We start from the raw sequence: 22,288 nt of genomic DNA, 5'->3' as shown, positions 1-22,288 counted from the left end.
ATGTTCGGCAGGATCAAGGACTGGCGGCGCATCCACACGCGCTACGATCGTTGCGCCCATACCTTCATGTCCGCCATCTGCATCGCCGCGACCGTTATATTCTGGATCAATCAATGAGTCCTGACCCTAGGGATAGATCAAAACCTACGAAAAGAAGCCGTCGAAATGTTCATCGTGAACATTCGGTTTGTGGGCCTACTGCAAACTTTGTCGGGGGCTGAGCGTATATTAACTGTTGACCATGCTCTTGACCAACTTCCAGCATCGAATTCCGGTACGAACCGAACATTACATGTAACTGCACCCGATCAGCCTATGGTGGTTCATTCCGATGCACATTTCGATAGAGTATGCTTCTTTATTGGACCGATCGGAGAGGAAGACTCGGATCAGCGGAAACATTCTGATCTGGTACTTGAGTCTTTAATAAGGCCAGCTTTGGAGCCGTTAGGATTCGAAGTAAAGCGTGCGGATGAAATTCAGAATCCTGGCTTAATAAACAAACAGATATTCGAATTTTTGTTGAAAAGTAGGCTAGCGATAGCAGACTTGTCTTATCACAATCCTAATGTATTTTATGAATTGGCTATAAGACATGCGAGAAATCTGCCAGTTGTTCAACTAATCAGAAAAGGCGGACCGAATACCGTTCGATATAAATCAAAGCCGAACAATCATTCTAGATACAACTGACTTATATGCCTTTGTACCAAAGATTGAGACTTACAAGGCCGAAATTTCGAGCCATATCCGGCGCGCGCTCGAAGACCCATTATCCGCCGATAATCCGTTTGGCGCTTTTTTCCCTGACGGGATAAAATAGATATCGGTCAGATCGTCCCGCGCCTGCGGTGTGAAATTAACCCTCAAGGCCGAAGTCGCGGAGCACCTGTTCCATCGGGATCATAGCATCCCGGTTCTTGGCTTGCTCCAAACCACGCGCGACTTTCGCCTGCTTCCACGCCGCATAACCACGTTCGGTTGCACCCGGCGTCTCAGTCACTTTGTCGATGGCTGCCAGCTTCGTCTTCATAAAGCTGAATATGGGCCATCGGCGCAAACCTGACAACCCAATTTCCCCCTGTCCTACACGCCCCCCAATCCGCTAACACCGCCGCTCCTTCAACCCGATATATCGGTGGTGCCGCGCGTCTGACTCTCTGATGTACTCCAAAGTCGATCCGTCGCCGCTGCGCCTCCCGCTCCTTGTTACGCGGAAAGAGTGCGCCGCCAGCGGTAGCCGCATCGACCGCGCGCTTGCCGATTGGGCCTTCGGGCCGGCCAGCGCGGCGATGGGTCGTTTTGAGAACGCAGAGTTTGCGCGCCACTGCCCCGATCATCGTCTCGAAGGAAACCTTCTCCTGCCCGCGCAGCGGCGGCGCGGCAGGATCTATGTGCAAGCCATGCCCGATAACTGTGCTGTCGCAGGCTCCCCCCAACGCCGCCAAAATCCAACACCACCAACCCCGCAACCGCCCCCAATGGGTAGTGACGTAGTGTGACCTTTGAGGCTTTCCGCGCCAAAATCCCTGTTGGAACGCATGGGCCATTCCCATCGCGGCCTGCCGCGGATTGACTCATATCAATGCGCGCCCTCCCGGCCCCCATCACACTTAACATTTCCGTGCCTTTTGGCGCTTCGACAAAGGCTTACGCTTATGAACGCCGCATCCCCCGTCACGCCCTACGACATGATCGGCGGCGACGAAGCCGTGGTCGCCATCGTCGGCTACTTCTACGATCTGGTGGAAAAAGAGCCGGACTATGCCGCGCTCCGGGCGCTTCACGCCGCCGATCTGGGCCCCGTGCGCCATTCGCTGGAGCGGTTCCTGACCGGCTGGCTCGGCGGGCCGCGCGACTGGTTTGAGCGGGGGACATGCATCATGTCGATGCACCGCGCTTTCCCGATCACCCCCGCTATCGCCACCCAATGGTCCGACGCGATGGGCCGCGCCATAACGGCCTATCGCACGGCGACGCCCGCTCTGGATGCCGACCTTGCGGAGCGCATGGCGGAGAAGATGGGTCATATGGCGCAGGGCATGATCAACCTCGCCGCCGCAAAGGCCGAGGCCCCCGCCGCCTGACCCCATCTATGCGAGGCAGCAGGCGGCAGGGGCGGCACGAATCGGGAAGGGGCTATTCGTCCTCGTCGCGGTCCGTCTCGCCCATAATGTCTTCCTCATCGTCCATCTTCGGCTCACCGGCATAGGCGCCATTGTCGATATGCCCGCTGGAGACCATGGCGTTCATCGTATCGACCAGGTCGGGGACATCGTCGGGGATGATCTGCGTACGGTCCGGGTTGCCGCCGCGCTCGCTCTCTTCATTGACTTCGGTGCCATGGCGCCGCGCATCGGCGGCGACGTCCTGCGCCTGGCCGCTATCGGCCTGCTCGCTATTGTCGGGGTCGGCATCGGGGAAGGGGGGTGTGTTGGGGGTCTGGGCGGTCATGGCATATCCTTCATGCAAAAGAGCAAGCTGCCGGGATAACGCTGCGCCCCTCCCGCCCGTTCCGCGCTCCGACGGAAAGCTGAACCCCACCCGTCCACGCGGTTATGTTCCGTTCATGCAACTACTTTGCAGCGCCCCTCGTTCTGCCCTCACTAAAGACACAAGGGAACACGCCATGAAGAAGTTCTTGCTCAGCCTGTCCATCGCATCGATGGCCATCACCGCCGCCCCCGCCATGGCGGAGCAGCCCGGACAAGGCTGGCGTCAGGATCAGCGCGAAGATCGCCGCGAAGAGCGTCAGGACCGCCGGGACGATCGTCGCGACGACCGTCAGGATCGCCGTGCCGACCGGCGCGATGACCGCCGCGACCATCGTCGGGAAGCGCGCGATTATCGCCAGTATCGCAATTACGACTGGAACCGCCCCGAACGCGGCCAGCGCTACGACGCACAGCGCTATTATCGCGACGGTCGCTATTATCAGCCGCAGCGCGTGACGCGCAACACTCGCGTTTATCGCGGTGGTGACGGTCGCTATTACTGCCGCCGCAATGACGGCACGACGGGCCTGATCGTCGGCGCGGCCATCGGCGGCTTGCTGGGCAACCGCATCGACAATGGCGGCTCCGGCCTGCTCGGCACGCTGATCGGTGCAGGCGGCGGCGGACTGGTCGGTCGCGAAATCGATCGCGGCGGCACCACCTGCCGCTAAGGCAAAGGCTATGGGGCGGGCGGACACAGTTTCGCTCGCCCCAATCGCTATCTATAACGCAGCGCTTGACCATCGCAGCCCGGCATTGGATGAGACATCATCCAAGGCTGTGAGTGAAACGACATGACCGAAAACTGGCTCTACGACGCGCACCCCGCCATGTTCCGCAGCAACCCGCTGCTCTTCATCCTGCTGCTCATCTCCGTCGTCGGCATCGTCGGCCTCGGCATATGGTGGATCAAGTGCAAGGGGGAACGCCTCGCCGTCAGCGACAGCGAAATCCTGATGGAGCGCGGCCTCCTCTCCAAGCAACGCACGCAACTCGCTTTGTCGAGCGTCCGCACCGTCCGCATCAGCCAGAGCGTCTTTCAGCGGATGCTAGGCGTCGGCAATATCGAGATTTTCAGCGCAGGCGACTATGCCGAAATCGCGATCCGCGGCATGCCCGATCCCAACCGCGTCCGCGCACTCGCTGCCCGCCGCGACGCCTGACTGGCTATTTCCCCACGAACAGAAACGCCACCGCACCCATAATACACATGAACGCCGCAAAGTGCCGCCAGCTTAGCGGCTCGCCCAGCACCAGCACCATGAACACGCCGAACACGATCAGCGTGATCGCCTCCTGCGTGATCTTGAGCTGCGCGCCGCTCCACCCATGCGCATAGCCGATCCGGTTGGCGGGTACGGCCAGACAATATTCAAACAGCGCAATGCCCCAGCTTATCAGGATCACCACGAACAGCGGTTTGCTCATCCCGCCTTTCAGGTGCCAATACCACGCAATCGTCATCATCACGTTCGATCCGATAAGCAAGACGACGGGAATCATGCAGTAATCCTAAGATTGCGGGGCCGCGATATTCCAGCTTGCACGACAATACGCAAAGGCTTGTGCAAGCCTTGCGATGTTGGTCTTTGATCCTTAGAGGGGCCGGGACTTTTCCTGCTGCGGCAGGATTCCCAGCGCAAGGATTACCAAGTGGCCAATGTGACCGTGATCGGTGCCCAGTGGGGCGATGAGGGCAAGGGCAAGATCGTCGACTGGCTGGCCGAACGTGCCGACGTCGTCGTTCGCTTTCAGGGCGGTCATAATGCCGGGCACACGCTGGTCGTCGGTGAAAATGTCTACAAGCTGTCCTTGCTCCCTTCGGGCATAGTGCGCGGCACGCTTTCGGTCATCGGCAATGGCGTCGTGCTCGATCCGTGGCACTTCCGCGATGAAGTCGCGAAGCTGGCGGGACAGGGTGTCATCATCACGCCCGAAAATCTTCAGATCGCCGAAACCTGCCCGCTGATCCTGCCGTTCCATCGCGATCTCGACGGACTGCGCGAAGATGCCAGCGGCGCGGGCAAGATCGGCACTACCCGTCGCGGCATCGGCCCGGCTTATGAAGACAAGGTCGGCCGTCGCGCCATCCGCGTCTGCGATCTCGCGCATCTCGACGATCTCGGCCCGCAGATCGACCGTCTGACCGCGCATCACGACGCTCTGCGCGCCGGTTTCGGCGAACCGCCGATCGACCGCGACGCCCTGATGGCGGAACTGCGCGAAGTCGCCGACTTCATCCTGCCTTATGCCAAGCCCGTCTGGCTCACGCTCAACACGGCCAAGGCGCAGGGCAAGCGCATCCTGTTCGAAGGCGCGCAGGGCGTCCTGCTCGATGTCGATCATGGCACCTATCCCTTCGTTACCTCCTCGAACACGATTGCAGGCACGGCGGCAGGCGGCTCCGGCCTCGGCCCCTCGGCCGCCGGGTTCGTGCTGGGCATTGTAAAGGCCTACACCACCCGCGTCGGCTCCGGCCCGTTCCCCACCGAACTGGAGGACGAAACCGGTCAGCGCCTCGGCGAACGCGGCCATGAATTCGGCACGGTCACCGGCCGCAAGCGTCGCTGTGGCTGGTTCGATGCCGTGCTCGTGCGGCAGTCGGTTGCCGTGTCCGGCGTCACCGGAATCGCGCTCACGAAGCTGGACGTGCTCGATGGGTTCGAGGAACTGAAGATCTGCGTCGGCTACACCATCGGTGACAAGACTTACGATTATCTGCCTGCCCATACGCAGGATCAGGCCCGCGCACAGCCAGTCTACGAAACCATCGAAGGCTGGCCAGACACCACTGCGGGCGCACGCAGTTGGGCGGACCTGCCTGCGCAGGCCATCAAATATATCCGCCGGATCGAGGAACTGATCGGCTGCCCGGTCACTCTGGTATCGACTTCGCCGCAACGCGACGACACGATCCTGGTGCGCGACCCCTTCGCGGACTGACAACTATAGGAGCCACGCCATGTCCCTCTCGATTCCGGTTTTCTATGGCTCCTATCGCTCCGACCGGATGGGCATACGTCTCGCGGACTATATCGTCGCGGGCCTGACTGCGCGTGGTGACAAGCCTGAACTGATCGACGCAAAGGCCATCGACTTGCCGATGCTCGACCGCATGTACAAGGAATATCCCAAGGGCGAAGCGCCTGCCGCGATGAAAAAGCTGGCCGAAACAATCCGTGACGCAGATGCTTTCGTCTTCGTCACCGGCGAATATAATTGGGGGATGCAGCCGGGCCTCAAAAACCTGACCGACCATTTTCTCGAAGAATGGTTCTGGCGTCCCGCCGCCATCGCCAGCTATTCGGCGGGTCGGCTTGCCGGGGCACGCGCCAACAGCATGTGGCATCCTACGCTCAGCGAGATGGGCATGGTCGTCATTTCCAGCACCCTGACCGTCGGACCGATTGCCCAGACTCTCGACGAACAGGGCAAGACCACCGGCGACGCGGGCAAATCGCTCGACCGCGCCTTCCCGCGCTTCGCCGACGATCTGTCATGGTGGGCACAAGCGGCAAAGACACAGCGGGCCGCCAAAACGCCGCCTTACTGATCGTTATTCCAGCACCCCGAGCAGCAGCAGGACTATCGCAAACAGGAGCAGCACGATGACGGTCGACATCATCAGCACCATCAGCCGCAACGCACTGCCCACCCGCGAACTGCCATAGGCACCGCGCAACTGCTTATACATGTGGATCGGCGGAATGATCATCAACGCCACGCCCCAGATGGCGATGCCGACCCCCAATGACGCCGCGATGCTCAAAACGATCAGCAACAACAGCATGAAGCTGATCGAATAGGTCGCGAAAATGGCGTGATCGTACAGGTGAATGTCCCGCCGCCAGAAATACATGATCCACAGGAACGGAATGCTGAGCGGGATCAGCATCCAGCTATATTTATAGCCGTTGGTTTTGAGTTTGTAGATCAGCAACGACGGGTTATCCTGCGCCTTCTCGATCGCGTGATCCAGCGCCGTCCAGCCTGTGTTGGCGTCAAAACGATCGCTCTTGCCGCCAGTGTTCGCCTTGCTCGAAGTGCGCTTGTCCAGTTCTGCAAGCTTCGACCAGTCACCCGTTGCTACCGCCGCCATGCCGTCGCGATCGTCGATCTTGTTGGCAATCTGCGTATCCAGTCTGGCCTTTTCGGCGGCACTAAGCTTGGGATCCAGCCGCACCTTCTGTAACGTGTCGATCTCTTTCTGCGTTCGGGCATATTCCTCCTTGATGCCCGCGCGCCAATCCCCGACCGGCACATCCTTGCCACCGATGTTGACGTTCTGATTGCCACCCAGCAGCGCGCCGCCGGTAAAGCCGAAGACGGCAAAGGTCAGGAACACCGTGAAGAGGAACAACGCCATCGGCGACACGAATCTGGCACGCTGGCCATCGATGAATCGCCGCGTCAGCCTGCCGGGGTGGAACGCAAGCTCCGGCAACGTGCGCCACACTTTCCCTTCGAAATGGAATACGCCGTGCAATATGTCATGACCCAGCGATCCCAGGCTGCGGTGAATATGCCCGGCCTGTCCGCATTGCGCACAATAGGGGCCGGTCAACGCCGCGCCACAATTGGCGCAGGGGCCATGTACGTCATGCGCAGCCGCACCATGGGCCGGTTCGACAGCGCGCGCGATCATGCCGCCTGTCAGGGCATCGCCCGCTGCTTCGATTTCCCCCGTCATGGCGTCGATCCTATCATGCGCGCTTCTCTTGGCAACTGCTCATCGCGGCTGCATGGGTGCGTTTCCTACACCAGCAAATCATGGTAGTGACGCGCCCATGAACGACATGACTCAAACACCGGAAATGCTCATCGCCATGCTCGGCGCGCGCGCGCGCAAGGCAGCGGCGATTCTGGCGCAGGCTACCGACGAACAAAAGGCGCAGGCGCTCAAACTCGCCGCGCAGGCTCTGCGCGATGCGGCCCCGGCCATCGCAGCCGCCAATGCCCGCGATATGGAAAACGCCGCAGCCAACGGCTTGTCGCCAGCCATGCTCGACCGTTTGCGTCTCGATGCCGGCCGCATCGCTGCCACGGCGGACGGTGTGGAAGCGGTCGCCACGCTCCCCAATCCGCTGGGTGCGATCATCGACAGCAGCGAACGGCCTAATGGTCTTGTCCTGCAGCGTGTCCGCGTGCCGCTGGGCGTGATCGGGATCATCTACGAAAGCCGCCCCAATGTCACCGCCGATGCCGCAGCACTGTGTCTGCGTGCTGGCAATGCCGTCATCCTGCGCGGCGGCAGCGAAGCGGTCGAAAGCAACCGCGCCATCCACGCCGCCATGTTGTCCGGCATTGTGGCAGCGGGCCTGCCTGCCGACGTGGTTCAGATCGTGCCGACCACAGACCGGGCTGCCGTCGGGGCCTTGCTCAAGGCATCCGAATTTGTCGACCTCATCATCCCGCGCGGCGGCAAAAGCCTTGTCGCGCGCGTGCAAGAGGAAGCGCGCGTTCCTGTTCTCGCGCATCTCGACGGCATCAACCACAGCTACGTCCATGCTGCGGCCGATCCTGACATGGCCTGCGCGTTGGTGGTCAATGCCAAGCTGCGGCGGACCGGCGTTTGCGGCGCCACGGAAACGGTCCTGATCGATCGTAATTTCGCTAGCGCAGGCCGACTCGTCCAGGCGCTTCTCGACGCGAAATGCGCGGTGCGGGGGGATGGCGACGTGCAGGCGCTGGACACGCGCGCTACGCCTGCGGCCGATGACGATTGGGACACAGAATATCTCGACGCCATCGTGTCGGTGCGAATGGTCGATGGGCCGGAGGACGCCATTGCCCATATCGCTGCGCATGGCAGCCATCATACCGATGCCATTATCACCGAAGATGCCGCAACTGCTGAGCAGTTCCTCAACGCCGTCGACAGCGCTATCGTCATGTGGAACGCTTCCACCCAGTTCGCCGATGGGGGCGAATTTGGCCTGGGCGCGGAAATCGGCATTTCGACCGGACGCCTCCACGCGCGCGGCCCTGTCGCGCTGGAAGGGCTGACGACTTACAAATGGCTGGTGCGGGGCACGGGGCAGACGCGCCCGTAAACAGTGCCGCTCGCGCTATTTCTTTGCAAGCGTACCCATTATCGTCGCAAGCCATAGATTGCCGCCCGCGTCCCAGTCTGCCAAAGCGGGACCATGGCCCGGATCGGCATATTGGGTGGCTCCTTCAATCCCGCGCATGGCGGCCATCGCGCCATTTCGCTCTTCGCGCTCAAGGCGCTGGGGCTGGATGAAGTGTGGTGGCTCGTTTCCCCGGGCAATCCGCTGAAACCGGCCAAGGGCATGGCATCGCTGCCCGCTCGCCTCGCCAGCGCCGGGCATCAGGCGCGCCGCGCGCCTATCCGCCCGACCGCAATCGAACGGCAACTGGGTACGCGCTATACCGTCGATACGCTCCGAAAGCTGACAAGGCGCTACCCCGCGCATGACTTCATCTGGTTGATGGGCGCGGACAATTTGATTCAGTTCGGCCAATGGAAGAACTGGCGCGGTATCGCGCGAATCATGCCCATTGCCGTAATCGCGCGTCCGGGCTATGAGGGACAGGCTCATGGCACGTTCGCCATGGCGTGGCTGCGGCGCTTCGTCCGGCCCGCGCGCCAGAGCAGACACTGGACGGACTGGAGACCGCCAGCGCTTGTGCTGTTGCGCTTTCGCCCTGATCCAAGATCGGCGACCCTGCTGCGGCAGGCGGACCCCCTCTGGCATCGTGAGTTTAAGAATTTGCGCGTGCGCGATCCGCTCACGCGCGCAATGATTGTATGAAGGAGTAGAATTGCCCAGACCGACCCCCGCCAACGATACGGCGCAGCATGAAGAGATCGAAGATCGTCCTTATGCCGACACCGAATCCGTGGCCGCCCTGCACGCCCTTGTCATGCAGTCGCTTGACGACGACCAGGCGCAGGACATCATCTCGATCCCGCTCGAAGGCAAAAGCAGCATCGCCGACTATATGGTGATCGCAAGCGGCCGTTCGTCGCGTCAGGTCGCTACCATGGCACAGAAGCTGGCCGAGCGCGTGAAGCATTCCACCGGACGCAGCGCGCGTATCGAAGGGCTCCCGGTTGCCGACTGGGTACTCATCGACGCAGGCGACATCATCGTCCACCTGTTCCGGCCGGAAGTGCGCAGCTTCTACAATCTGGAACGGATGTGGGGCTTCGTCGACGCGCCGGTCGCTGGCACGGCTTAACGCCGCCTACCAAGACCTCAAACCACCTCCGTTCGGTTTGAGCTTGTCGAGAACTTCGACCCGCGTTCTCGATCAGCTCGAACCGAACGGGGTGCAGTAAAGCGCTACATCGGGAGACCGTCACTTGCTCCTGCACATCATCGCGCGTGGCAAGATCGGCCGCTCGCCCGAAGCGGACCTTGTCGACCGCTATCTCAAGCGTGTCACGCTGCCGACCAAAGTGACCGAGATGCCTGACCGTGGCGGTAAGCTGCCGCCCGTCCTTCCCGGTACCGTGACCGTGATGCTGGATGAAAAGGGGCAGCAGCTTTCGTCGATGGTCTTCGCCCGCCGGATCGAAGGCTGGCGCGACAACGGCACGCGCGAATGCCGCTTCCTGATCGGCGCGGCGGATGGCTTTGACGATGCTGCGCGCGCCGATGCGGACCTGTTGATCGCCTTCGGCGCGATGACATGGCCGCACATGATGGCGCGGGCGATGCTTGCCGAACAATTGTGGCGCGCAACGAGCATCCTTGCCAATCACCCCTATCATCGCGAAGGGTGATGTTATGGGCAGGGGGCGGATCAGTGCAGGCATAGCGGCAGCGGGTGTCGCCGCGCTGCTCGGCTATGCGGCGCTGGCGCAGGATGTCGTTCTTCCCGGCACCGGCCCGACCAGTCTGGCGTCGGAACAGCAAGCCCTGACCTCCGCGCGCAAGCAGGCGCAGGACGCTGCGCGTCGATCCCGGCTCCTCGAGACACAGGCCAATCAGGCTACGCAGGATGCGGACCGCGCCAGTCGCCGCGCCGCCGCCGTCGCTGCGCGCATTCAGGAATCCGAAGCCGATATTCAGGCGGCACAGGCGCGGATCGCCATCATCACGCGCCTGCAACGTGCGCAGGCGCACAGGCTTGCGGAACGCCAGCAACCGATTGTGAAACTGACGGCGGCATTGCAAATGCTCGCGCGTCGTCCTGTTGCGCTTGCCATCGCGCAGCCCGGATCGATCAGCGATGCGGTGCATATGCGCCTTGTCCTCGACGCCGTGTTGCCCGTAATCCGGGCGCGAACGGCGGGACTCCGCGCAGAGCTGGTACGCAGCCGAAAACTGCGGGGTGTTGCCGAACAGGCCGCCAAAGCCCTTGAGCTCAGCCAGGCCCAGCTTGCAACCCGTCAAGGCGAACTGCGCCGCCTGGAAACCGAAAAGCGCATTGCGTCGCGTGACTATCGGTCCAGCGCGAATGTGGAGGCTGATCGCGCCATTGCTCTGGGAGAGCGCGCCCGTGACATCGTCGATCTGATGGATCGGCTGGAGGAGGCGGGTGCCGTCCGGGAACGGCTGGCCAGCTTGCCCGGCCCGACATTGCGGCCTAATCAACCGGGCCAGATCGCCTCGCCACAGGCGGTGGCCATTGCAACCCAAAACCGCCTGCCTGCCTACCGCATGCCGGTCGTCGGACAGCTTGTCACCGGCTTTGGCGAAGTGTCGGAAGGCGGGGTGCGCTCGCGTGGACTGACGCTGGCGACACAGCCCAATGCGCAGGTCGTGGCACCGACCGCAGGCAGGATCGTTTTCGCCGGTTACTATCGCGGCTTCGGCCAGATCCTGATTATCGATCACGGGCAGGGATGGACGACACTCATCACCAACCTCCACCGCCTGTCGGTCAGTGTAGGCGATTCGGTGCGTCAGGGAACGCCGCTCGCCATCGCAGGCCCCGTCGCGACGACCGTCACTGTCGAGTTGCGCCGCAACAGCCGCCCGATCGATATCGTCCCCTTGTTAGCGCGCGAATAAGCCCGCATCCAAAATGCCCGCTGGACGTCCGTGCAACTGCGATTAAGGTAGCGTGATCAATATCTTGGAGAAGATGCTCATGGATCGTCGCGCTTTCCTGCTGACCAGCGGTGCCGTTGCCCTTGCCACCGCCGCCGACCGCGTCATGGCGCAATCAGGAACGACCGACGCGCAGTTGAATGCTGCGTTCGACGCTATCTTCGAACGCTATCTCGACCATTCGCCGACGATGGTGACCTCACTGGGCCTCGACAAAGGCGCGCGGGCAGGGGCCAAGAGCCAGCTTGGCGACAACAGTGCGCAGGGGATAAAAGACGATCTGGCGCTGACTCGCGCTGCGCTGGAACAGCTTGCGCCCTTCAAGTCTGCCAAGCTGTCGGATGCTGCGGCGCTCAATCTGGAAGTGGTACTCTACACGCTCGATCAGGACACGACTGCACCGGAAAAATTCGGCCTCTCATCGGTCATCCGCCCCTACCGTATCTTTCAGCAGGGCGGCAGCTACTTCAACACGCCCGACTTCCTCAACACCGCGCACAGCATCGCGAATAAAGCCGATTGCGATGCCTATCTGGCGCGCCTCGATGCCTTTGCAACGAACCTCGACAATGACAGCGAAGTGCAAAAGGCGGAGGCTGCACGCGGTTATCTTGCCCCCGGCTGGTCGCTTGACCTGACCTTGGGGCAGCTTGCCAAATTGCGTGGGCAGCCGTCCGCCCAAAGCACCTTGGTTCACTCGCTCGTAAAGCGTGCTGCCGCCGCCAATGTCGCAGGCAACTGGCAATCGCAGGCCAGCGCCATACTCGATGGCAAGATCTATCCTGCGCTTGATCGTCAGATTGCCTTGCTCAAGCAATTGCGCGGCACGACCAAAGCGGGCGATGGCTTGTGGCGCGTACCGCGCGGACAGGAAATCTACGCCGCTGCGCTCAATCAGGCGACCACCACCGACTTTACGCCGCAGCAGGTCCACGAGATGGGGCTGGCACAGGTTGCCGATATCAGCGCGCAACTCGACACGATCCTGAAAGGGCAGGGGCTGACCAAGGGATCGGTCGGTGCGCGCCTTGCGCAACTCAATGCCGACCCCGCGCAACTCTATCCCGACACCCCCGCCGGTCGCGAAGCGCTGATTGCGGACCTCAACAGCAGCTACCTCGCGATGAAAGCAAAGCTTACGCAAGCCTTCTCCAGCGTGCCCGACATCGCGTTGGAAATTCGCGCGGTCCCGGTCGAAATTCAGGACGGCGCTTCCAACGGCTATTACCGCCGCGCGCCGCTCGATCAGTCGCGCCCTGCGCTCTACTTCATCAACCTGAAGGATGTGGGAGACTGGCCGAAATACACCTTGCCCTCGCTCACCTATCATGAGGGCGTGCCGGGCCATCACCTTCAAAACAGCATCGCCTCGTTCGCGGGTAATCTCCCCCGCCTGCGCTCGATGGGCGGGTACAGCGCCTATGGTGAAGGCTGGGCGCTCTATGCCGAGCAGGTCGCCGAAACCTTGGGCGGTTATGCCAATCCGCTGGAACGGGCAGGCTATCTTCAATCCTTCCTGTTCCGCGCGGCTCGCCTCGTCGTCGATACCGGCATCCACACCAAGCAGTGGAGCCGTGAAAAAGCGACGGCCTATCTGGTCGAAAAGACGGGCTTCGCGCAGCCACGTTCGCAGCGCGAAGTCGAACGCTATTGCACGCAACCGGGTCAGGCCTGCAGCTACAAGGTCGGCCATGCCGCATGGCTGCGCGCGCGCGACAAGGCGCAAGAGGCTATGGGTGCCAAATTCGATGTGAAGCAGTTTCACGATGTGCTGAAGGACGGTCGGATGCCCTTGTCCATCTTGGAACGGCGTATCGAAGAGCGGACGAAGGCAGCGTTGGCGGCAAGCTGAGGGCTATGCTATCGCATTAACGCCACGCTCATCGACTTTGTGCGACGTTGGTCGAGCGCGGCTTTGCGCCTCGGTCAGATTACGCCTATATTACTGCAGAACCTCCAGTCAGGACTCCACGACCCGATGAAATCCGCCTTCCTGAAAAGCGCCGTCGCTCTCAGCGCGCTTGCCCTTATTCCCGCTACGACTGCCGCTCTCGCCGAGGCGGAAGGGAATAGCTACAAGGCGCTCGACGAGTTCATGGATGTGTTCCAGAAGGTCCGGAGCGACTATGTGGAAAAGGTCGACGATGAAAAGCTGATCAAGGGCGCAATCGAAGGGATGCTGGCCAGCCTCGATCCGCACAGCGGTTTCCTCGATGCGCGCGACTTCGCCAATCTGCGTACGCAGACCGAGGGCAATTATGGCGGTCTTGGCCTGTCGGTCACGATGGAGGATGGTGCCGTCAAGGTGATCGCGCCGACCGAGGATACCCCGGCATTCCGCGCAGGTATCAAGGCCGGCGATTATATCACTCACCTCGACGGCCAACTTATCTACGGTGGTACCCTGGACGAAGCCGTCGACAAGATGCGCGGTGCACCCGGTACGGCGGTCAAGCTGACCATCGTGCGTCCCGGTCGCGACAAGCCCATCGACCTTTCGCTCACCCGTGAGATCATCGAGTTGAAGCCGGTGAAGTGGGAAGTGAAAGACAATATCGGCATCATCAACATCGTCAGCTTCTCGGCCAACACGGGCGCGGACGTACGTTCCGCTGTTCGCAGCATCGACAAGTCGCTGGGCCATAAGCCGACCGGCTATGTCCTTGATCTTCGCTCCAATCCGGGCGGCCTGCTGGATGAAGCCGTCTCGGTCAGCGACGTGTTCCTTGAACGTGGTGAGATCGTGTCGCAGCGTGGCCGTGCGAAGGGCGATGTCGAGCGTTACTATGCCAAGCCGGGCGATGACGCGAAGGGATTGCCGGTCATCGTGCTGGTCGACAGCGGCTCGGCTTCCGCGTCGGAAATCGTCGCCGGTGCCTTGCAGGATCAGCATCGCGCGCTGGTCATGGGCGAACGCAGCTTCGGCAAGGGCAGCGTGCAGACCCTGCTGCCGCTCAGCCAGACGACAGCGCTGCGGCTGACGACGGCGCGCTATTACACGCCATCGGGCCGTTCGGTGCAGGAAGGCGGGATCGAACCTGACATCCGTGTCCCGCAGATATCCGATCCGGATTACAAGGCGCGTCCGAAATTCCGCGAAAGCGATCTGCGCCGCCACCTCATCAACGAAATGAAGGTGGATAACAGTACGCTGGAAGAAGACACGAAGGACGATCCGCGCTTCACCATGTCGTCTGAAGAGCTGAAGAAAAAGGGTATCGAAGACTTCCAGCTCTACTACGCGATGCAGACCATCGGGCGTTCGGGCGGTATGAAGCCGACACTGGTAGCGCGGGCGACGCCTCCCGCTCGCAAGCCCGCTTCACGCTGAATGTTCGCTTTCGTGGTCATCCGCATTTCCCGCCTTTGCGGGAATGACGAGCCTTTGTCATGACGCCGCTATCCAAAGCTCGCCTCATTGCGATTCTTGCCCCCACGGCACTGCTGGGCGGTGCATTGATCTCCCAATATGTCTTCGGCCTGCACCCCTGCGAAATGTGCATGTGGCAACGTTGGCCGCACCTTGCTGCAATCGCACTGGCGCTCGTGGCCATTGTCACGCGGACGCAACGATCGACCAGTACCGCGTTCACGGCATTCGCAGCGATGGCGATCGCGATCAGCGGCGGTATCGGCGCTTTCCATGCGGGGGTTGAATATGGCTGGTGGGTCGGCTTGACCGCATGTTCTACGACGCCGGTTGGCGGCAGCGCTGCCGATATTCTCGACAGCATCATGGCAACCCCGCTGGTGCGTTGCGACGTTGCGCCGTGGTCGCTGTTCGGCATATCGTTGGCAGGGTACAATGCGCTCTTGTCGGTGGCCGCTGCCATCGCCACTTTGGCACTGTTGGCAAAGGCACGGAGGGCCGCATGACTGCACTCAGGGACTATCCAAAGCCAGGTCACAAGCCCGACACTGCATCGATGATGCGCGTCGATCAGGCTGGCGAATATGGGGCCACCCGTATCTATGCCGGGCAACTCGCCGTCATGGGCGACCGGCATCCCATGAGCCGCCTGATTGCGGGTATGGCCGCGCAGGAGGAGCACCATCGCCGTACCTTCGATCGTATGATGATCGAACGGGGCGTCCGCCCCACCATATTGCAGCCATTCTGGAATGTCGCGGGCTATGCCCTCGGTGCGGTGACGGCCGCGATAGGCCCGGAAGCGGCAATGGCCTGCACCGCAGCGATAGAAACCGAAATCGACAGGCACTATGCCGAGCAGCGGGAGCAGCTTGGTGACGCCGATCCGGAACTATCCGACACCATCGCGGATTTTCAGGCTGAGGAAGTCGAACATCGCGACACTGCACTCGCGAACGGTGCGGAAAAGGCGATGGCCTATCCCCTGTTGGCGGGCGTTATCCGCTTGGGCTGCCGTGCGGCGATCAAACTCTCGGCGCGTATTTGAAGGACCGAATGATGAAAACCCTGCCTTTCGCAGCAATGGCAATCCTCATGCTGGCAACGCCTGCGCTGGCGCAAACATCGCAGACGGTGGCTGGGCCGGATAACGAGAAGATCAATCTTGTCATCGTCTATGGCGACGACCCTTGTCCGCAGGCAACTGGCGATGAATTGATCGTCTGCGGCCGTAAGGAAGAGAAAGAACGCTACCGCATTCCGGAACCCTTGCGTGGCGATCCCAATGCACCTGCCAATCAGGCATGGGGTCAGCAGTACAAGGCTCTTGAATATGTCGGCAAGTCCGGCATCGATAGCTGCTCGCCATCCGGCATCGGTGGCTTTACCGGTTGCTTCAACCAGCTTGCGCGCAATGCCAAGGAAGAGCGCAAGCAAATGGGCAGTGCCTCCTGGGGCGATCTGGTCGCTGCAGAACGGGCAAAGCGTTTGTCCACTATCGACGCCGATTCGGACGCAATCGAAGCGCGCGTGAAAGCCGAAGAAGCTGCAAAGGCCAAGCAAACGCCTGCACCGGCACCTGACGCTCCGAAGTGAACGCTAACGGATTGGCGGTTCCATACATGCGCCATTCACTTGCGTAAGCAGATGATCGGCGAATGACACATCGGGTTGCATCAGTTCTTCTGGCTTGTGCCGCTATCGTGAGTCCGCCCGCGCTGGCTGCGGACCCACCGCAGAAGATATTCGCCTTGGTGGTGTATGGCGATGAAGCCTGCCCGAAGGCGGAAGGCGATGACATTGTCGTCTGCGCCAGAAAGCCCGAAGCCGAACGCTACCGCATTCCCAAGACGTTGAGGGATAAGCCTGCGGTGTCCGGCGGGCCAGGTTGGGGCAGTCAGGTTGCTAATATGGAAGCCATCGGGCGGCAAACAATCCCCGGCAGTTGCTCGGTGAATGGCAGCTATGGCGCCACCGGATGTACGGCTGCCATGCTCAGGCAATGGTTTGCGGAACGCCGTATGCAGGAATCCGCTGGCGTACCGTGATAGACGATATGTCTAGTCGTTCATGGGCCCATGCGCACAGCGGATAACTCTCCACTGGCCCATACACGCCGATGGTAAGGCTTCCAAAGCACTTGGGCGGGTCAGCCCAATGCTGTGGCGATGACATCCATCATCCACATTTAGACGATATTGCGTCTCTGCGAGAATGATGCCGGTTCCATTTCAACGACGTTCATAGACGCCTTTTGGGCCGTCCCTTTGAGGCTCTCGGATCGTTCCCATGCCGCTTCGGCACGGGCGAATGCTACGGCATGGGCGGGGTGGGCATCGATCCATCTGCAAATTTCAGACTTTTCGGCCTCGTCGGGATCGCAATTATACCGAACAAGCAACCGGGCGGCTTGCTCTTCGATCTCCTGCCGATTGCCCCAATCCGACCCCTGCACGTTCCAGATCCGTTTCTTCGCGTTGTGACCATGCGCGCATAACAAGCGCAATGGCTTTGGCCAGATGTTTCTCAACAGTAGAAACGGATAAGCACATTTCCTCCGCTATCTCACCCATGGATTTATCGTGCACGCGCCGCAACACGAAAACGCGGCGGCATTGGGCCGGCAAGGCAGCGACGATCGCCTCGACCTGACGCAGCGCATCGCGAGCATGCAACTGACCTTCCAGCGCTGTTTCGGACTGCAGCATTTCGAGGTCGGCAATCGCTTCGAAGCTGACGATCTTGTTGCGCCGCGCATTGTCGATGACCAGATTGCGCGCAATGGTGAAGAGATAGGCACGGCCCGCCGTCACCGCTTGCCAGTTGTCGGTGGCATAGGCCCGGGCGAGCACTTCCGCGACAGTGTCCTCCAGCTCCTGCGTCGGCGGCAATATCCGCCTCAACCGTCCGCGAAGCGCCGCTTCATGCGGCAGCAAGGTGGTTTTGAACCATTCCAGTTTTGCGCGAACCCGATCCACACTAGCCCCCTGTGCGTTGCTCTAGTTATTACGAGCCTCTCCGGGAGTATTATCTTATGAGGGCAATTCAATCATGGATTTTAATAGCTGTCCATCGCCTTCATGCTAATTTTCATACATGTGTGCCGCTTTAGCGGATGCAAAGCTCCAAAAACGAAGAAATATACGCAGCTATTTTGCGTGATATCGCCATTGATGACGAAATCCACCATGCGACCGCAGGAGTCGGGCTTCTCGTTGGGATTAGCAGATGAATCGCAAACGCTTGGGATTTGCCGTTTCATCATGGCTGGCGGGTAACCGCTGAAGGCTATCCTACATGCACACGCCAATGTTTGCGATTCGTTCTTGGCGTGGCGTGGTGCGATCGTCGGATGTTGCTCAAGGGGGGGGGGGGGGCGTCAGGACAACGACGCCCCGCTGCCCTATCCCAACATTTTGATAATGGATGAGAAATCCTTGCCGCCCTGTCCGGCGTTGGCCAATGCCTGATACAAGGCTTCTGCCGCATTGCCCATCGGCACACTTGCATCGACCGATTGCGCAGCCTGCGTTGCCAGCTTCAGATCCTTCAGCATCAGTGCCACGGCAAAGCCGCCCTGATAGTCGTTGTCAGCCGGAGTCGTCGGCCCCACACCGGGAAGAGGGCAATAGCTTGTCATCGACCAGCTCTGACCCGACGAGACGCTGGAGATATCGTAAAATGTCTGCGGATCGAGGCCCAGCTTTTGCGCCATCGCGAAGGCTTCGCAGGTGGCCACCATCGTCGCGCCGAGCAGCATGTTGTTGCAGATTTTCGCGCCCTGGCCCGTACCTGCGCCGCCAGCATGGATCACGGCCTTGCCCATGGCCGACAGGATCGGCTGAGCCCGCGCAAAGGCTTCATCAGTGCCGCCGACCATGAAGGTCAGCGTACCGCCCGCTGCCGCCGCGATCCCGCCCGAGACGGGGGCGTCCACCATGGCAAAACCTTTGGCCGTGGCGGCTTCGATAACCCGACGCGCCGTCGCCACGTCGATGGTCGAACAATCGAGGAAAAGCGCACCGGGCTTGGCCGCGCCGAAGACTTCGCCGGTATAGACAGATTCGACATGCTTGCCGGCAGGCAGCATCGTGACCACGGCGTCCGCGCCACTGGTGGCTTCCGCTGCGCTGCTGGCACGGGCGCATCCCGCGGCTTCCGCCTTAGCAAGCGCCTCTTCCGACAAATCGAACGCCCGCACGACATAGCCGTTCTTGACGAGATTGGCCGCCATGCCGCCGCCCATATTGCCCAGGCCGATGATAGCAATTGTCTGCGTCATGGATATTCCCTCTCAACCATTTGCCCCATGCGTATCGCAGGGCGTTATTTCGAAGGCCGGCGCGAAGCTACGTCACGCCAGCCCAATATGGATCGGCGATTACCGCCCCTTCCACACACCCGGACGCTTTTCGACGAACGCTGCCATGCCTTCGCTCTTGTCCTCTGTGGCGGTCAGAATCTGGAACAGGCGGCGTTCGGTGAGCAGGCCCTGATTGAGGCCGGTTTCAAACGCGATGTTGACCATTTCCTTGTTCACCATGGTGGCCATCATCGGCATCGCGGCAATCGCCGCTGCCGTCTTCAGTGCTTCGGCGACCAGATCGACGGCGGGAACGACGCGGGACACCAGGCTGGCGCGTTCCGCTTCTGCGGCGTCCATCATCCGGCCCGTCAGGCACATGTCCATCGCCTTCGCCTTGCCCACCGCGCGGGTCAGCCGCTGCGATCCGCCCATGCCCGGTGCCACACCCAGCTTGATCTCCGGCTGGCCGAATTTGGCCGTATCCGCTGCGATGATGAAGTCCGCCATCATCGCCAGCTCGCACCCGCCGCCCAGTGCGAAACCGGCGACTGCCGCGATCCACGGCTTGCGGGTCGCGACGACCTTTGACGTCCATTCGGAAAAGAAATCTTCAAGGAAAAAGTCGGCTGCAGGCTTGTCGGCCATTTCCTTGATGTCTGCGCCCGCCGCGAATGCCTTCTCGCTGCCGGTCAGGACGGCGCAACGCTGCGACGGATCGGCATCGTAAGCGGCAAAGGCCGCAATCAAATCCTTCAGCACCTGACCGTTAAGGGCATTCAACGCCTGAGGCCGGTTCAACGTAATCAGCGTCACGGCGTCATGCTGTTCGACGAGGATGGTTTCGTAGCTCATGCGGTTCTGGCTCCAAGTTCAGGCAAAGGTGTCCACTCCTTCTCCGGCGGCAATGGCGCGAAGAGCGAGTCGATCAGGTCGTCGGTCACTTCTTCGGGAGTGGCCGGGGTCCATTTCGGCGCATTGTCCTTGTCGAAGATAACGGCGCGCACGCCCTCGACAAAGTCTGGACGGCGAATGACGTGATGGCCGATCCGATATTCATTGCGCATATTGTCGGCAAAGTCCGTGAACTGCGCACCTTCCGCTAATTGGCGAAGCGCGACTTTCACCGTTTGCGGGGATTTGGTCGCGAGCACGGCGATTTGCTTGTTCGCCCATTCCGATCCGTCCGCTGCAAGCGCGGCGAGAATATCCTCATAGCGGTCCGAAGCGAACAGCCGGTCGATGTACGCGCGCTGCCCGTCAAGTTTCGCGGGGGGCGGCGTCTGGTGCGCGGCATCCAGAAGTGCCAGCAGGTTCTCAGGATGAGCGACGATCTGCGCTTTTACCGCATCCAGCGTATCGCTCGGCATGTAATGCGATGCCAGGCCGATGGCCAAAGCATCCGCCCCGTCGATCCGCGCCCCGGTCGCCGCCAGCCAAAAGCCGACACGTCCGGGCAGCCGCGGCAGGAACCATCCACCGCCTACATCGGGAAATAAGCCGATACCTGTTTCGGGCATCGCGAACATCGTCCGATCGGTCGCGACCCGATAGCGGCACGGTGCAGCAATGCCGACGCCGCCGCCCATGGTGATGCCATCCATGAATACGAGTGTCGGCTTATCGTAAACGAACAGCAGATGATTCATCCGATATTCGTGGAACAAAAAGGCTTCGGCTTCGACGCAGTCGGTCTTCGCACTGTTCGCAATCAACGCAATATCGCCGCCCGCGCAAAAGCCGCGGGACAGTTTAGGATCGCCATCGGGTGCGGCGGCATGGTCGATCATTACGGCTACTACGGCATCGTCATTCCGCCACGCGAGCAGCGCTCGCGTGATGATGTCGACCATCCCCGGCGTCAGCGCATGAATGGCCTTGGGCCGATTGAGGCGGATACGTCCGACGCTGCCTTCAATGAACGTCAGGACATCGGGAAGAACGGCGTCGCTCACTGGCGCACCAACTCGCGGCCGATAATCATCCGCATGACCTGATTGGTGCCCTCAAGGATCGAATGGACGCGCAAGTCGCGCCAGAAGCGTTCGATTGGGTAATCCTGCAAATAGCCATAGCCGCCATGCAATTGCAGTGCGCGATCGACGACGGACGATCCCGTATCGGTGGCCAGCCGCTTGGCCATGGCAGCAAAGCGCGTCTTGTCCGGCGCGTTCTCCGTCACTTTCACTGCTGCTGCGTAGAGCAGCGTCCGTGCGGCCTGCAATTCGGTCTCCATGTCCGCCAGTGTGAATTGCGTATTCTGGAAGTCGGCAATGGCCTGCCCAAATTGCTTGCGATCCTTGGTATACGCAATCGCTTCGTCGAGGCATCGTTGCCCCCCGCCCAGCGAGCAGGCGCCAATGTTCAGACGCCCGCCGTCGAGACCCATCATCGCAATCCGAAAGCCTTCGCCTTCGCCGCCGACGCGGTTCTCGACCGGGACGCGCACAGCATCGAAATTCACCTGCGCAGTGGGTTGCGAGTGCCAGCCCAGCTTGCGCTCGTTCGCGCCGAAGCTGACGCCCTCCATGTCCTTTTCGATGACAAGGCAACTGATGCCCTTGGGCCCGTCCTCACCCGTGCGGACCATGACGACATAGATTTCATTCTGACCGCCACCAGAAATGAACTGCTTGGACCCGGTGACGACATAGTGATCCCCATCCCGCACTGCCTTGGTCTTCAGCGCAGCCGCATCGGAGCCAGACCCCGCTTCGGTGAGGCAATAGCTGCCCAGCGTGTCCATCGACACCATGGCAGGCAGATATTTGTCCTTCACTGCCTGCGCGCCGAAACGGTCGATCATCCACGCGGCCATATTGTGGATAGAGATAAACGCGCTGGTTGAAGGACAGCCATAGGCCATGGCTTCCATGATGAGCGCCGATTCCAGCCGCCCCAGCCCAATGCCGCCCGATTCCTCCGACACGTAAATCGCGCCAAAGCCCAGCTCAGCCGCAGCCTCGATCGTGTCGCGCGGGAAGATGTGCTTTTCGTCCCATTCGGCGGCGAAAGGCGTGATGGCGTCAGCGGTGAACCGCCGGGCCAGTTCCTGTATTTCGCGCTGATCGTCGGTTAGGTCGAATTGGGTCAT

Annotated in this window: 27 protein-coding genes and 1 pseudogene; 18 read left to right on the top strand and 10 right to left on the bottom strand. The window is 61.0% G+C overall.

All coding sequences use genetic code 11. The annotated features are described in order from the left end of the window. A pseudogene (locus QMG56_RS09280) lies at nucleotides 1-117 on the top strand (IS5/IS1182 family transposase); the annotation flags it as partial. Between the two features lie 742 nt (nucleotides 118-859). On the opposite strand, the gene QMG56_RS09275 reads toward QMG56_RS09280, so the two are convergent. Then, nucleotides 860-1,033 carry a hypothetical protein gene (locus QMG56_RS09275; RefSeq protein ID WP_281822244.1) on the bottom strand — a complete coding sequence of 58 codons (174 nt, stop codon included), beginning with the start codon at nucleotides 1,031-1,033 and terminating at the stop codon, nucleotides 860-862. A gap of 130 nt (nucleotides 1,034-1,163) precedes the next feature. Between QMG56_RS09275 and QMG56_RS09270 the strand changes: the two genes are divergently transcribed. Both QMG56_RS09270 and QMG56_RS09265 read left to right on the top strand, forming a co-directional pair. After that, complete coding sequence (locus tag QMG56_RS09270; RefSeq protein ID WP_281822243.1) at nucleotides 1,164-1,502, top strand: hypothetical protein; 339 nt, start codon at nucleotides 1,164-1,166, stop codon at nucleotides 1,500-1,502. Between the two features lie 156 nt (nucleotides 1,503-1,658). Beyond that, on the top strand, nucleotides 1,659-2,087 hold the full coding sequence (locus QMG56_RS09265; protein ID WP_281822242.1) for a globin: 429 nt from the start codon (nucleotides 1,659-1,661) through the stop codon (nucleotides 2,085-2,087). A 52-nt stretch (nucleotides 2,088-2,139) separates the two neighbouring features. On the opposite strand, the gene QMG56_RS09260 is transcribed toward QMG56_RS09265, so the two are convergent. Beyond that, nucleotides 2,140-2,454: a hypothetical protein gene (locus QMG56_RS09260; protein WP_281822241.1), complete on the bottom strand. Its 315-nt coding sequence runs from the start codon at nucleotides 2,452-2,454 to the stop codon at nucleotides 2,140-2,142. Nucleotides 2,455-2,629: 175 nt separating this feature from the next. Between QMG56_RS09260 and QMG56_RS09255 the strand changes: the two genes are divergently transcribed. Next, nucleotides 2,630-3,166, top strand: a complete 537-nt coding sequence (locus QMG56_RS09255) for a glycine zipper 2TM domain-containing protein (RefSeq protein WP_281822240.1) — start codon at nucleotides 2,630-2,632, stop codon at nucleotides 3,164-3,166. Nucleotides 3,167-3,289: 123 nt separating this feature from the next. Then, nucleotides 3,290-3,658: a PH domain-containing protein gene (locus QMG56_RS09250; RefSeq protein WP_230186754.1), complete on the top strand. Its 369-nt coding sequence runs from the start codon at nucleotides 3,290-3,292 to the stop codon at nucleotides 3,656-3,658. A gap of 4 nt (nucleotides 3,659-3,662) precedes the next feature. Here the strand turns inward: QMG56_RS09250 and QMG56_RS09245 are convergent, their stop codons facing one another. Next, on the bottom strand, nucleotides 3,663-3,998 hold the full coding sequence (locus QMG56_RS09245; RefSeq protein WP_281822239.1) for a DMT family protein: 336 nt from the start codon (nucleotides 3,996-3,998) through the stop codon (nucleotides 3,663-3,665). 150 nt (nucleotides 3,999-4,148) lie between these two features. Between QMG56_RS09245 and QMG56_RS09240 the strand changes: the two genes are divergently transcribed. Further along, a complete protein-coding gene (locus QMG56_RS09240; protein WP_230186756.1) occupies nucleotides 4,149-5,438 on the top strand; it encodes an adenylosuccinate synthase in 1,290 nt (429 codons plus the stop codon). Nucleotides 5,439-5,457: 19 nt separating this feature from the next. Then, nucleotides 5,458-6,048 carry an NADPH-dependent FMN reductase gene (locus QMG56_RS09235; RefSeq protein WP_281822237.1) on the top strand — a complete coding sequence of 197 codons (591 nt, stop codon included), beginning with the start codon at nucleotides 5,458-5,460 and terminating at the stop codon, nucleotides 6,046-6,048. 3 nt (nucleotides 6,049-6,051) lie between these two features. On the opposite strand, the gene QMG56_RS09230 is transcribed toward QMG56_RS09235, so the two are convergent. Next, nucleotides 6,052-7,185: a DUF3667 domain-containing protein gene (locus QMG56_RS09230; RefSeq protein ID WP_230186758.1), complete on the bottom strand. Its 1,134-nt coding sequence runs from the start codon at nucleotides 7,183-7,185 to the stop codon at nucleotides 6,052-6,054. 97 nt (nucleotides 7,186-7,282) lie between these two features. Between QMG56_RS09230 and QMG56_RS09225 the strand changes: the two genes are divergently transcribed. From QMG56_RS09225 to QMG56_RS09175, 11 genes are all read left to right on the top strand, one after another. Next, on the top strand, nucleotides 7,283-8,548 hold the full coding sequence (locus tag QMG56_RS09225) for a glutamate-5-semialdehyde dehydrogenase (protein WP_281822235.1): 1,266 nt from the start codon (nucleotides 7,283-7,285) through the stop codon (nucleotides 8,546-8,548). A gap of 93 nt (nucleotides 8,549-8,641) precedes the next feature. Further along, nucleotides 8,642-9,271: a nicotinate-nucleotide adenylyltransferase gene (locus QMG56_RS09220; RefSeq protein ID WP_375713667.1), complete on the top strand. Its 630-nt coding sequence runs from the start codon at nucleotides 8,642-8,644 to the stop codon at nucleotides 9,269-9,271. A gap of 10 nt (nucleotides 9,272-9,281) precedes the next feature. Continuing rightward, nucleotides 9,282-9,701, top strand: a complete 420-nt coding sequence (gene rsfS / locus QMG56_RS09215) for an RsfS/YbeB/iojap family protein (RefSeq protein ID WP_375713666.1) — start codon at nucleotides 9,282-9,284, stop codon at nucleotides 9,699-9,701. Nucleotides 9,702-9,825: 124 nt separating this feature from the next. Then, nucleotides 9,826-10,248 carry a 23S rRNA (pseudouridine(1915)-N(3))-methyltransferase RlmH gene (locus tag QMG56_RS09210; protein ID WP_230186761.1) on the top strand — a complete coding sequence of 141 codons (423 nt, stop codon included), beginning with the start codon at nucleotides 9,826-9,828 and terminating at the stop codon, nucleotides 10,246-10,248. 4 nt (nucleotides 10,249-10,252) lie between these two features. Beyond that, entirely contained in the window at nucleotides 10,253-11,482 is a 1,230-nt protein-coding gene (locus QMG56_RS09205) for a murein hydrolase activator EnvC (RefSeq protein ID WP_281822268.1), read from the top strand. A 79-nt stretch (nucleotides 11,483-11,561) separates the two neighbouring features. Continuing rightward, nucleotides 11,562-13,373 carry a DUF885 family protein gene (locus tag QMG56_RS09200; RefSeq protein ID WP_281822267.1) on the top strand — a complete coding sequence of 604 codons (1,812 nt, stop codon included), beginning with the start codon at nucleotides 11,562-11,564 and terminating at the stop codon, nucleotides 13,371-13,373. Between the two features lie 126 nt (nucleotides 13,374-13,499). After that, nucleotides 13,500-14,852: a S41 family peptidase gene (locus QMG56_RS09195; protein ID WP_281822234.1), complete on the top strand. Its 1,353-nt coding sequence runs from the start codon at nucleotides 13,500-13,502 to the stop codon at nucleotides 14,850-14,852. 59 nt (nucleotides 14,853-14,911) lie between these two features. Then, a complete protein-coding gene (locus tag QMG56_RS09190; RefSeq protein ID WP_281822233.1) occupies nucleotides 14,912-15,397 on the top strand; it encodes a disulfide bond formation protein B in 486 nt (161 codons plus the stop codon). Beyond that, a complete protein-coding gene (locus tag QMG56_RS09185; protein WP_281822232.1) occupies nucleotides 15,394-15,939 on the top strand; it encodes a demethoxyubiquinone hydroxylase family protein in 546 nt (181 codons plus the stop codon). Before QMG56_RS09190 ends, QMG56_RS09185 begins: the two co-directional genes overlap by 4 nt. A gap of 8 nt (nucleotides 15,940-15,947) precedes the next feature. Beyond that, entirely contained in the window at nucleotides 15,948-16,487 is a 540-nt protein-coding gene (locus tag QMG56_RS09180) for a hypothetical protein (protein WP_230186766.1), read from the top strand. A 62-nt stretch (nucleotides 16,488-16,549) separates the two neighbouring features. Further along, entirely contained in the window at nucleotides 16,550-16,939 is a 390-nt protein-coding gene (locus QMG56_RS09175; RefSeq protein ID WP_281822231.1) for a hypothetical protein, read from the top strand. Between the two features lie 140 nt (nucleotides 16,940-17,079). On the opposite strand, the gene QMG56_RS09170 is transcribed toward QMG56_RS09175, so the two are convergent. The 6 genes from QMG56_RS09170 to QMG56_RS09145 form a co-directional block, all read right to left on the bottom strand. Then, entirely contained in the window at nucleotides 17,080-17,346 is a 267-nt protein-coding gene (locus QMG56_RS09170) for a DUF4880 domain-containing protein (RefSeq protein ID WP_281822230.1), read from the bottom strand. Further along, nucleotides 17,276-17,869 carry an RNA polymerase sigma factor gene (locus QMG56_RS09165; RefSeq protein WP_281822229.1) on the bottom strand — a complete coding sequence of 198 codons (594 nt, stop codon included), beginning with the start codon at nucleotides 17,867-17,869 and terminating at the stop codon, nucleotides 17,276-17,278. The genes QMG56_RS09170 and QMG56_RS09165 overlap by 71 nt, the downstream gene beginning before the upstream one ends. A gap of 425 nt (nucleotides 17,870-18,294) precedes the next feature. Beyond that, a complete protein-coding gene (gene mmsB, locus QMG56_RS09160; RefSeq protein WP_281822228.1) occupies nucleotides 18,295-19,173 on the bottom strand; it encodes a 3-hydroxyisobutyrate dehydrogenase in 879 nt (292 codons plus the stop codon). 99 nt (nucleotides 19,174-19,272) lie between these two features. Beyond that, nucleotides 19,273-20,049 carry an enoyl-CoA hydratase-related protein gene (locus QMG56_RS09155; protein ID WP_281822227.1) on the bottom strand — a complete coding sequence of 259 codons (777 nt, stop codon included), beginning with the start codon at nucleotides 20,047-20,049 and terminating at the stop codon, nucleotides 19,273-19,275. Beyond that, nucleotides 20,046-21,149 carry an enoyl-CoA hydratase/isomerase family protein gene (locus QMG56_RS09150; protein ID WP_281822226.1) on the bottom strand — a complete coding sequence of 368 codons (1,104 nt, stop codon included), beginning with the start codon at nucleotides 21,147-21,149 and terminating at the stop codon, nucleotides 20,046-20,048. The genes QMG56_RS09155 and QMG56_RS09150 overlap by 4 nt, the downstream gene beginning before the upstream one ends. After that, the gene (locus tag QMG56_RS09145; protein WP_281822225.1) at nucleotides 21,146-22,288 is read right to left on the bottom strand and encodes an acyl-CoA dehydrogenase family protein; all 1,143 of its coding nucleotides are present in this window, start codon (nucleotides 22,286-22,288) and stop codon (nucleotides 21,146-21,148) included. The genes QMG56_RS09150 and QMG56_RS09145 overlap by 4 nt, the downstream gene beginning before the upstream one ends.

The organism is Sphingobium sp. BS19, from assembly GCF_027925545.1.
Lineage (GTDB): Bacteria > Pseudomonadota > Alphaproteobacteria > Sphingomonadales > Sphingomonadaceae > Sphingobium.
Note: the sequence above shows the minus strand (reverse complement) of the source record. Positions and strands in the feature narration are given on the sequence as shown.

Bases quoted from the DNA above. Each gene is read 5' to 3' on its own strand.
- QMG56_RS09220 (WP_375713667.1), top strand. From the start codon at position 8,642: ATGGCCCGGATCGGCATATTGGGTGGCTCCTTCAATCCCGCGCATGGC.
- QMG56_RS09190 (WP_281822233.1), top strand. From the start codon at position 14,912: ATGACGCCGCTATCCAAAGCTCGCCTCATTGCGATTCTTGCCCCCACG.
- QMG56_RS09185 (WP_281822232.1), top strand. From the start codon at position 15,394: ATGACTGCACTCAGGGACTATCCAAAGCCAGGTCACAAGCCCGACACT.
- QMG56_RS09260 (WP_281822241.1), bottom strand. From the start codon at position 2,454: ATGACCGCCCAGACCCCCAACACACCCCCCTTCCCCGATGCCGACCCC.
- QMG56_RS09250 (WP_230186754.1), top strand. From the start codon at position 3,290: ATGACCGAAAACTGGCTCTACGACGCGCACCCCGCCATGTTCCGCAGC.
- QMG56_RS09230 (WP_230186758.1), bottom strand. From the start codon at position 7,185: ATGACGGGGGAAATCGAAGCAGCGGGCGATGCCCTGACAGGCGGCATG.
- QMG56_RS09145 (WP_281822225.1), bottom strand. From the start codon at position 22,288: ATGACCCAATTCGACCTAACCGACGATCAGCGCGAAATACAGGAACTG.
- QMG56_RS09235 (WP_281822237.1), top strand. From the start codon at position 5,458: ATGTCCCTCTCGATTCCGGTTTTCTATGGCTCCTATCGCTCCGACCGG.
- QMG56_RS09200 (WP_281822267.1), top strand. From the start codon at position 11,562: ATGGATCGTCGCGCTTTCCTGCTGACCAGCGGTGCCGTTGCCCTTGCC.
- QMG56_RS09265 (WP_281822242.1), top strand. From the start codon at position 1,659: ATGAACGCCGCATCCCCCGTCACGCCCTACGACATGATCGGCGGCGAC.
- QMG56_RS09180 (WP_230186766.1), top strand. From the start codon at position 15,948: ATGATGAAAACCCTGCCTTTCGCAGCAATGGCAATCCTCATGCTGGCA.
- QMG56_RS09245 (WP_281822239.1), bottom strand. From the start codon at position 3,998: ATGATTCCCGTCGTCTTGCTTATCGGATCGAACGTGATGATGACGATT.
- QMG56_RS09195 (WP_281822234.1), top strand. From the start codon at position 13,500: ATGAAATCCGCCTTCCTGAAAAGCGCCGTCGCTCTCAGCGCGCTTGCC.
- QMG56_RS09205 (WP_281822268.1), top strand. From the start codon at position 10,253: ATGGGCAGGGGGCGGATCAGTGCAGGCATAGCGGCAGCGGGTGTCGCC.
- QMG56_RS09255 (WP_281822240.1), top strand. From the start codon at position 2,630: ATGAAGAAGTTCTTGCTCAGCCTGTCCATCGCATCGATGGCCATCACC.
- QMG56_RS09225 (WP_281822235.1), top strand. From the start codon at position 7,283: ATGAACGACATGACTCAAACACCGGAAATGCTCATCGCCATGCTCGGC.
- QMG56_RS09155 (WP_281822227.1), bottom strand. From the start codon at position 20,049: ATGAGCTACGAAACCATCCTCGTCGAACAGCATGACGCCGTGACGCTG.
- QMG56_RS09270 (WP_281822243.1), top strand. From the start codon at position 1,164: ATGTACTCCAAAGTCGATCCGTCGCCGCTGCGCCTCCCGCTCCTTGTT.
- QMG56_RS09275 (WP_281822244.1), bottom strand. From the start codon at position 1,033: ATGAAGACGAAGCTGGCAGCCATCGACAAAGTGACTGAGACGCCGGGT.
- mmsB (WP_281822228.1), bottom strand. From the start codon at position 19,173: ATGACGCAGACAATTGCTATCATCGGCCTGGGCAATATGGGCGGCGGC.
- QMG56_RS09175 (WP_281822231.1), top strand. From the start codon at position 16,550: ATGACACATCGGGTTGCATCAGTTCTTCTGGCTTGTGCCGCTATCGTG.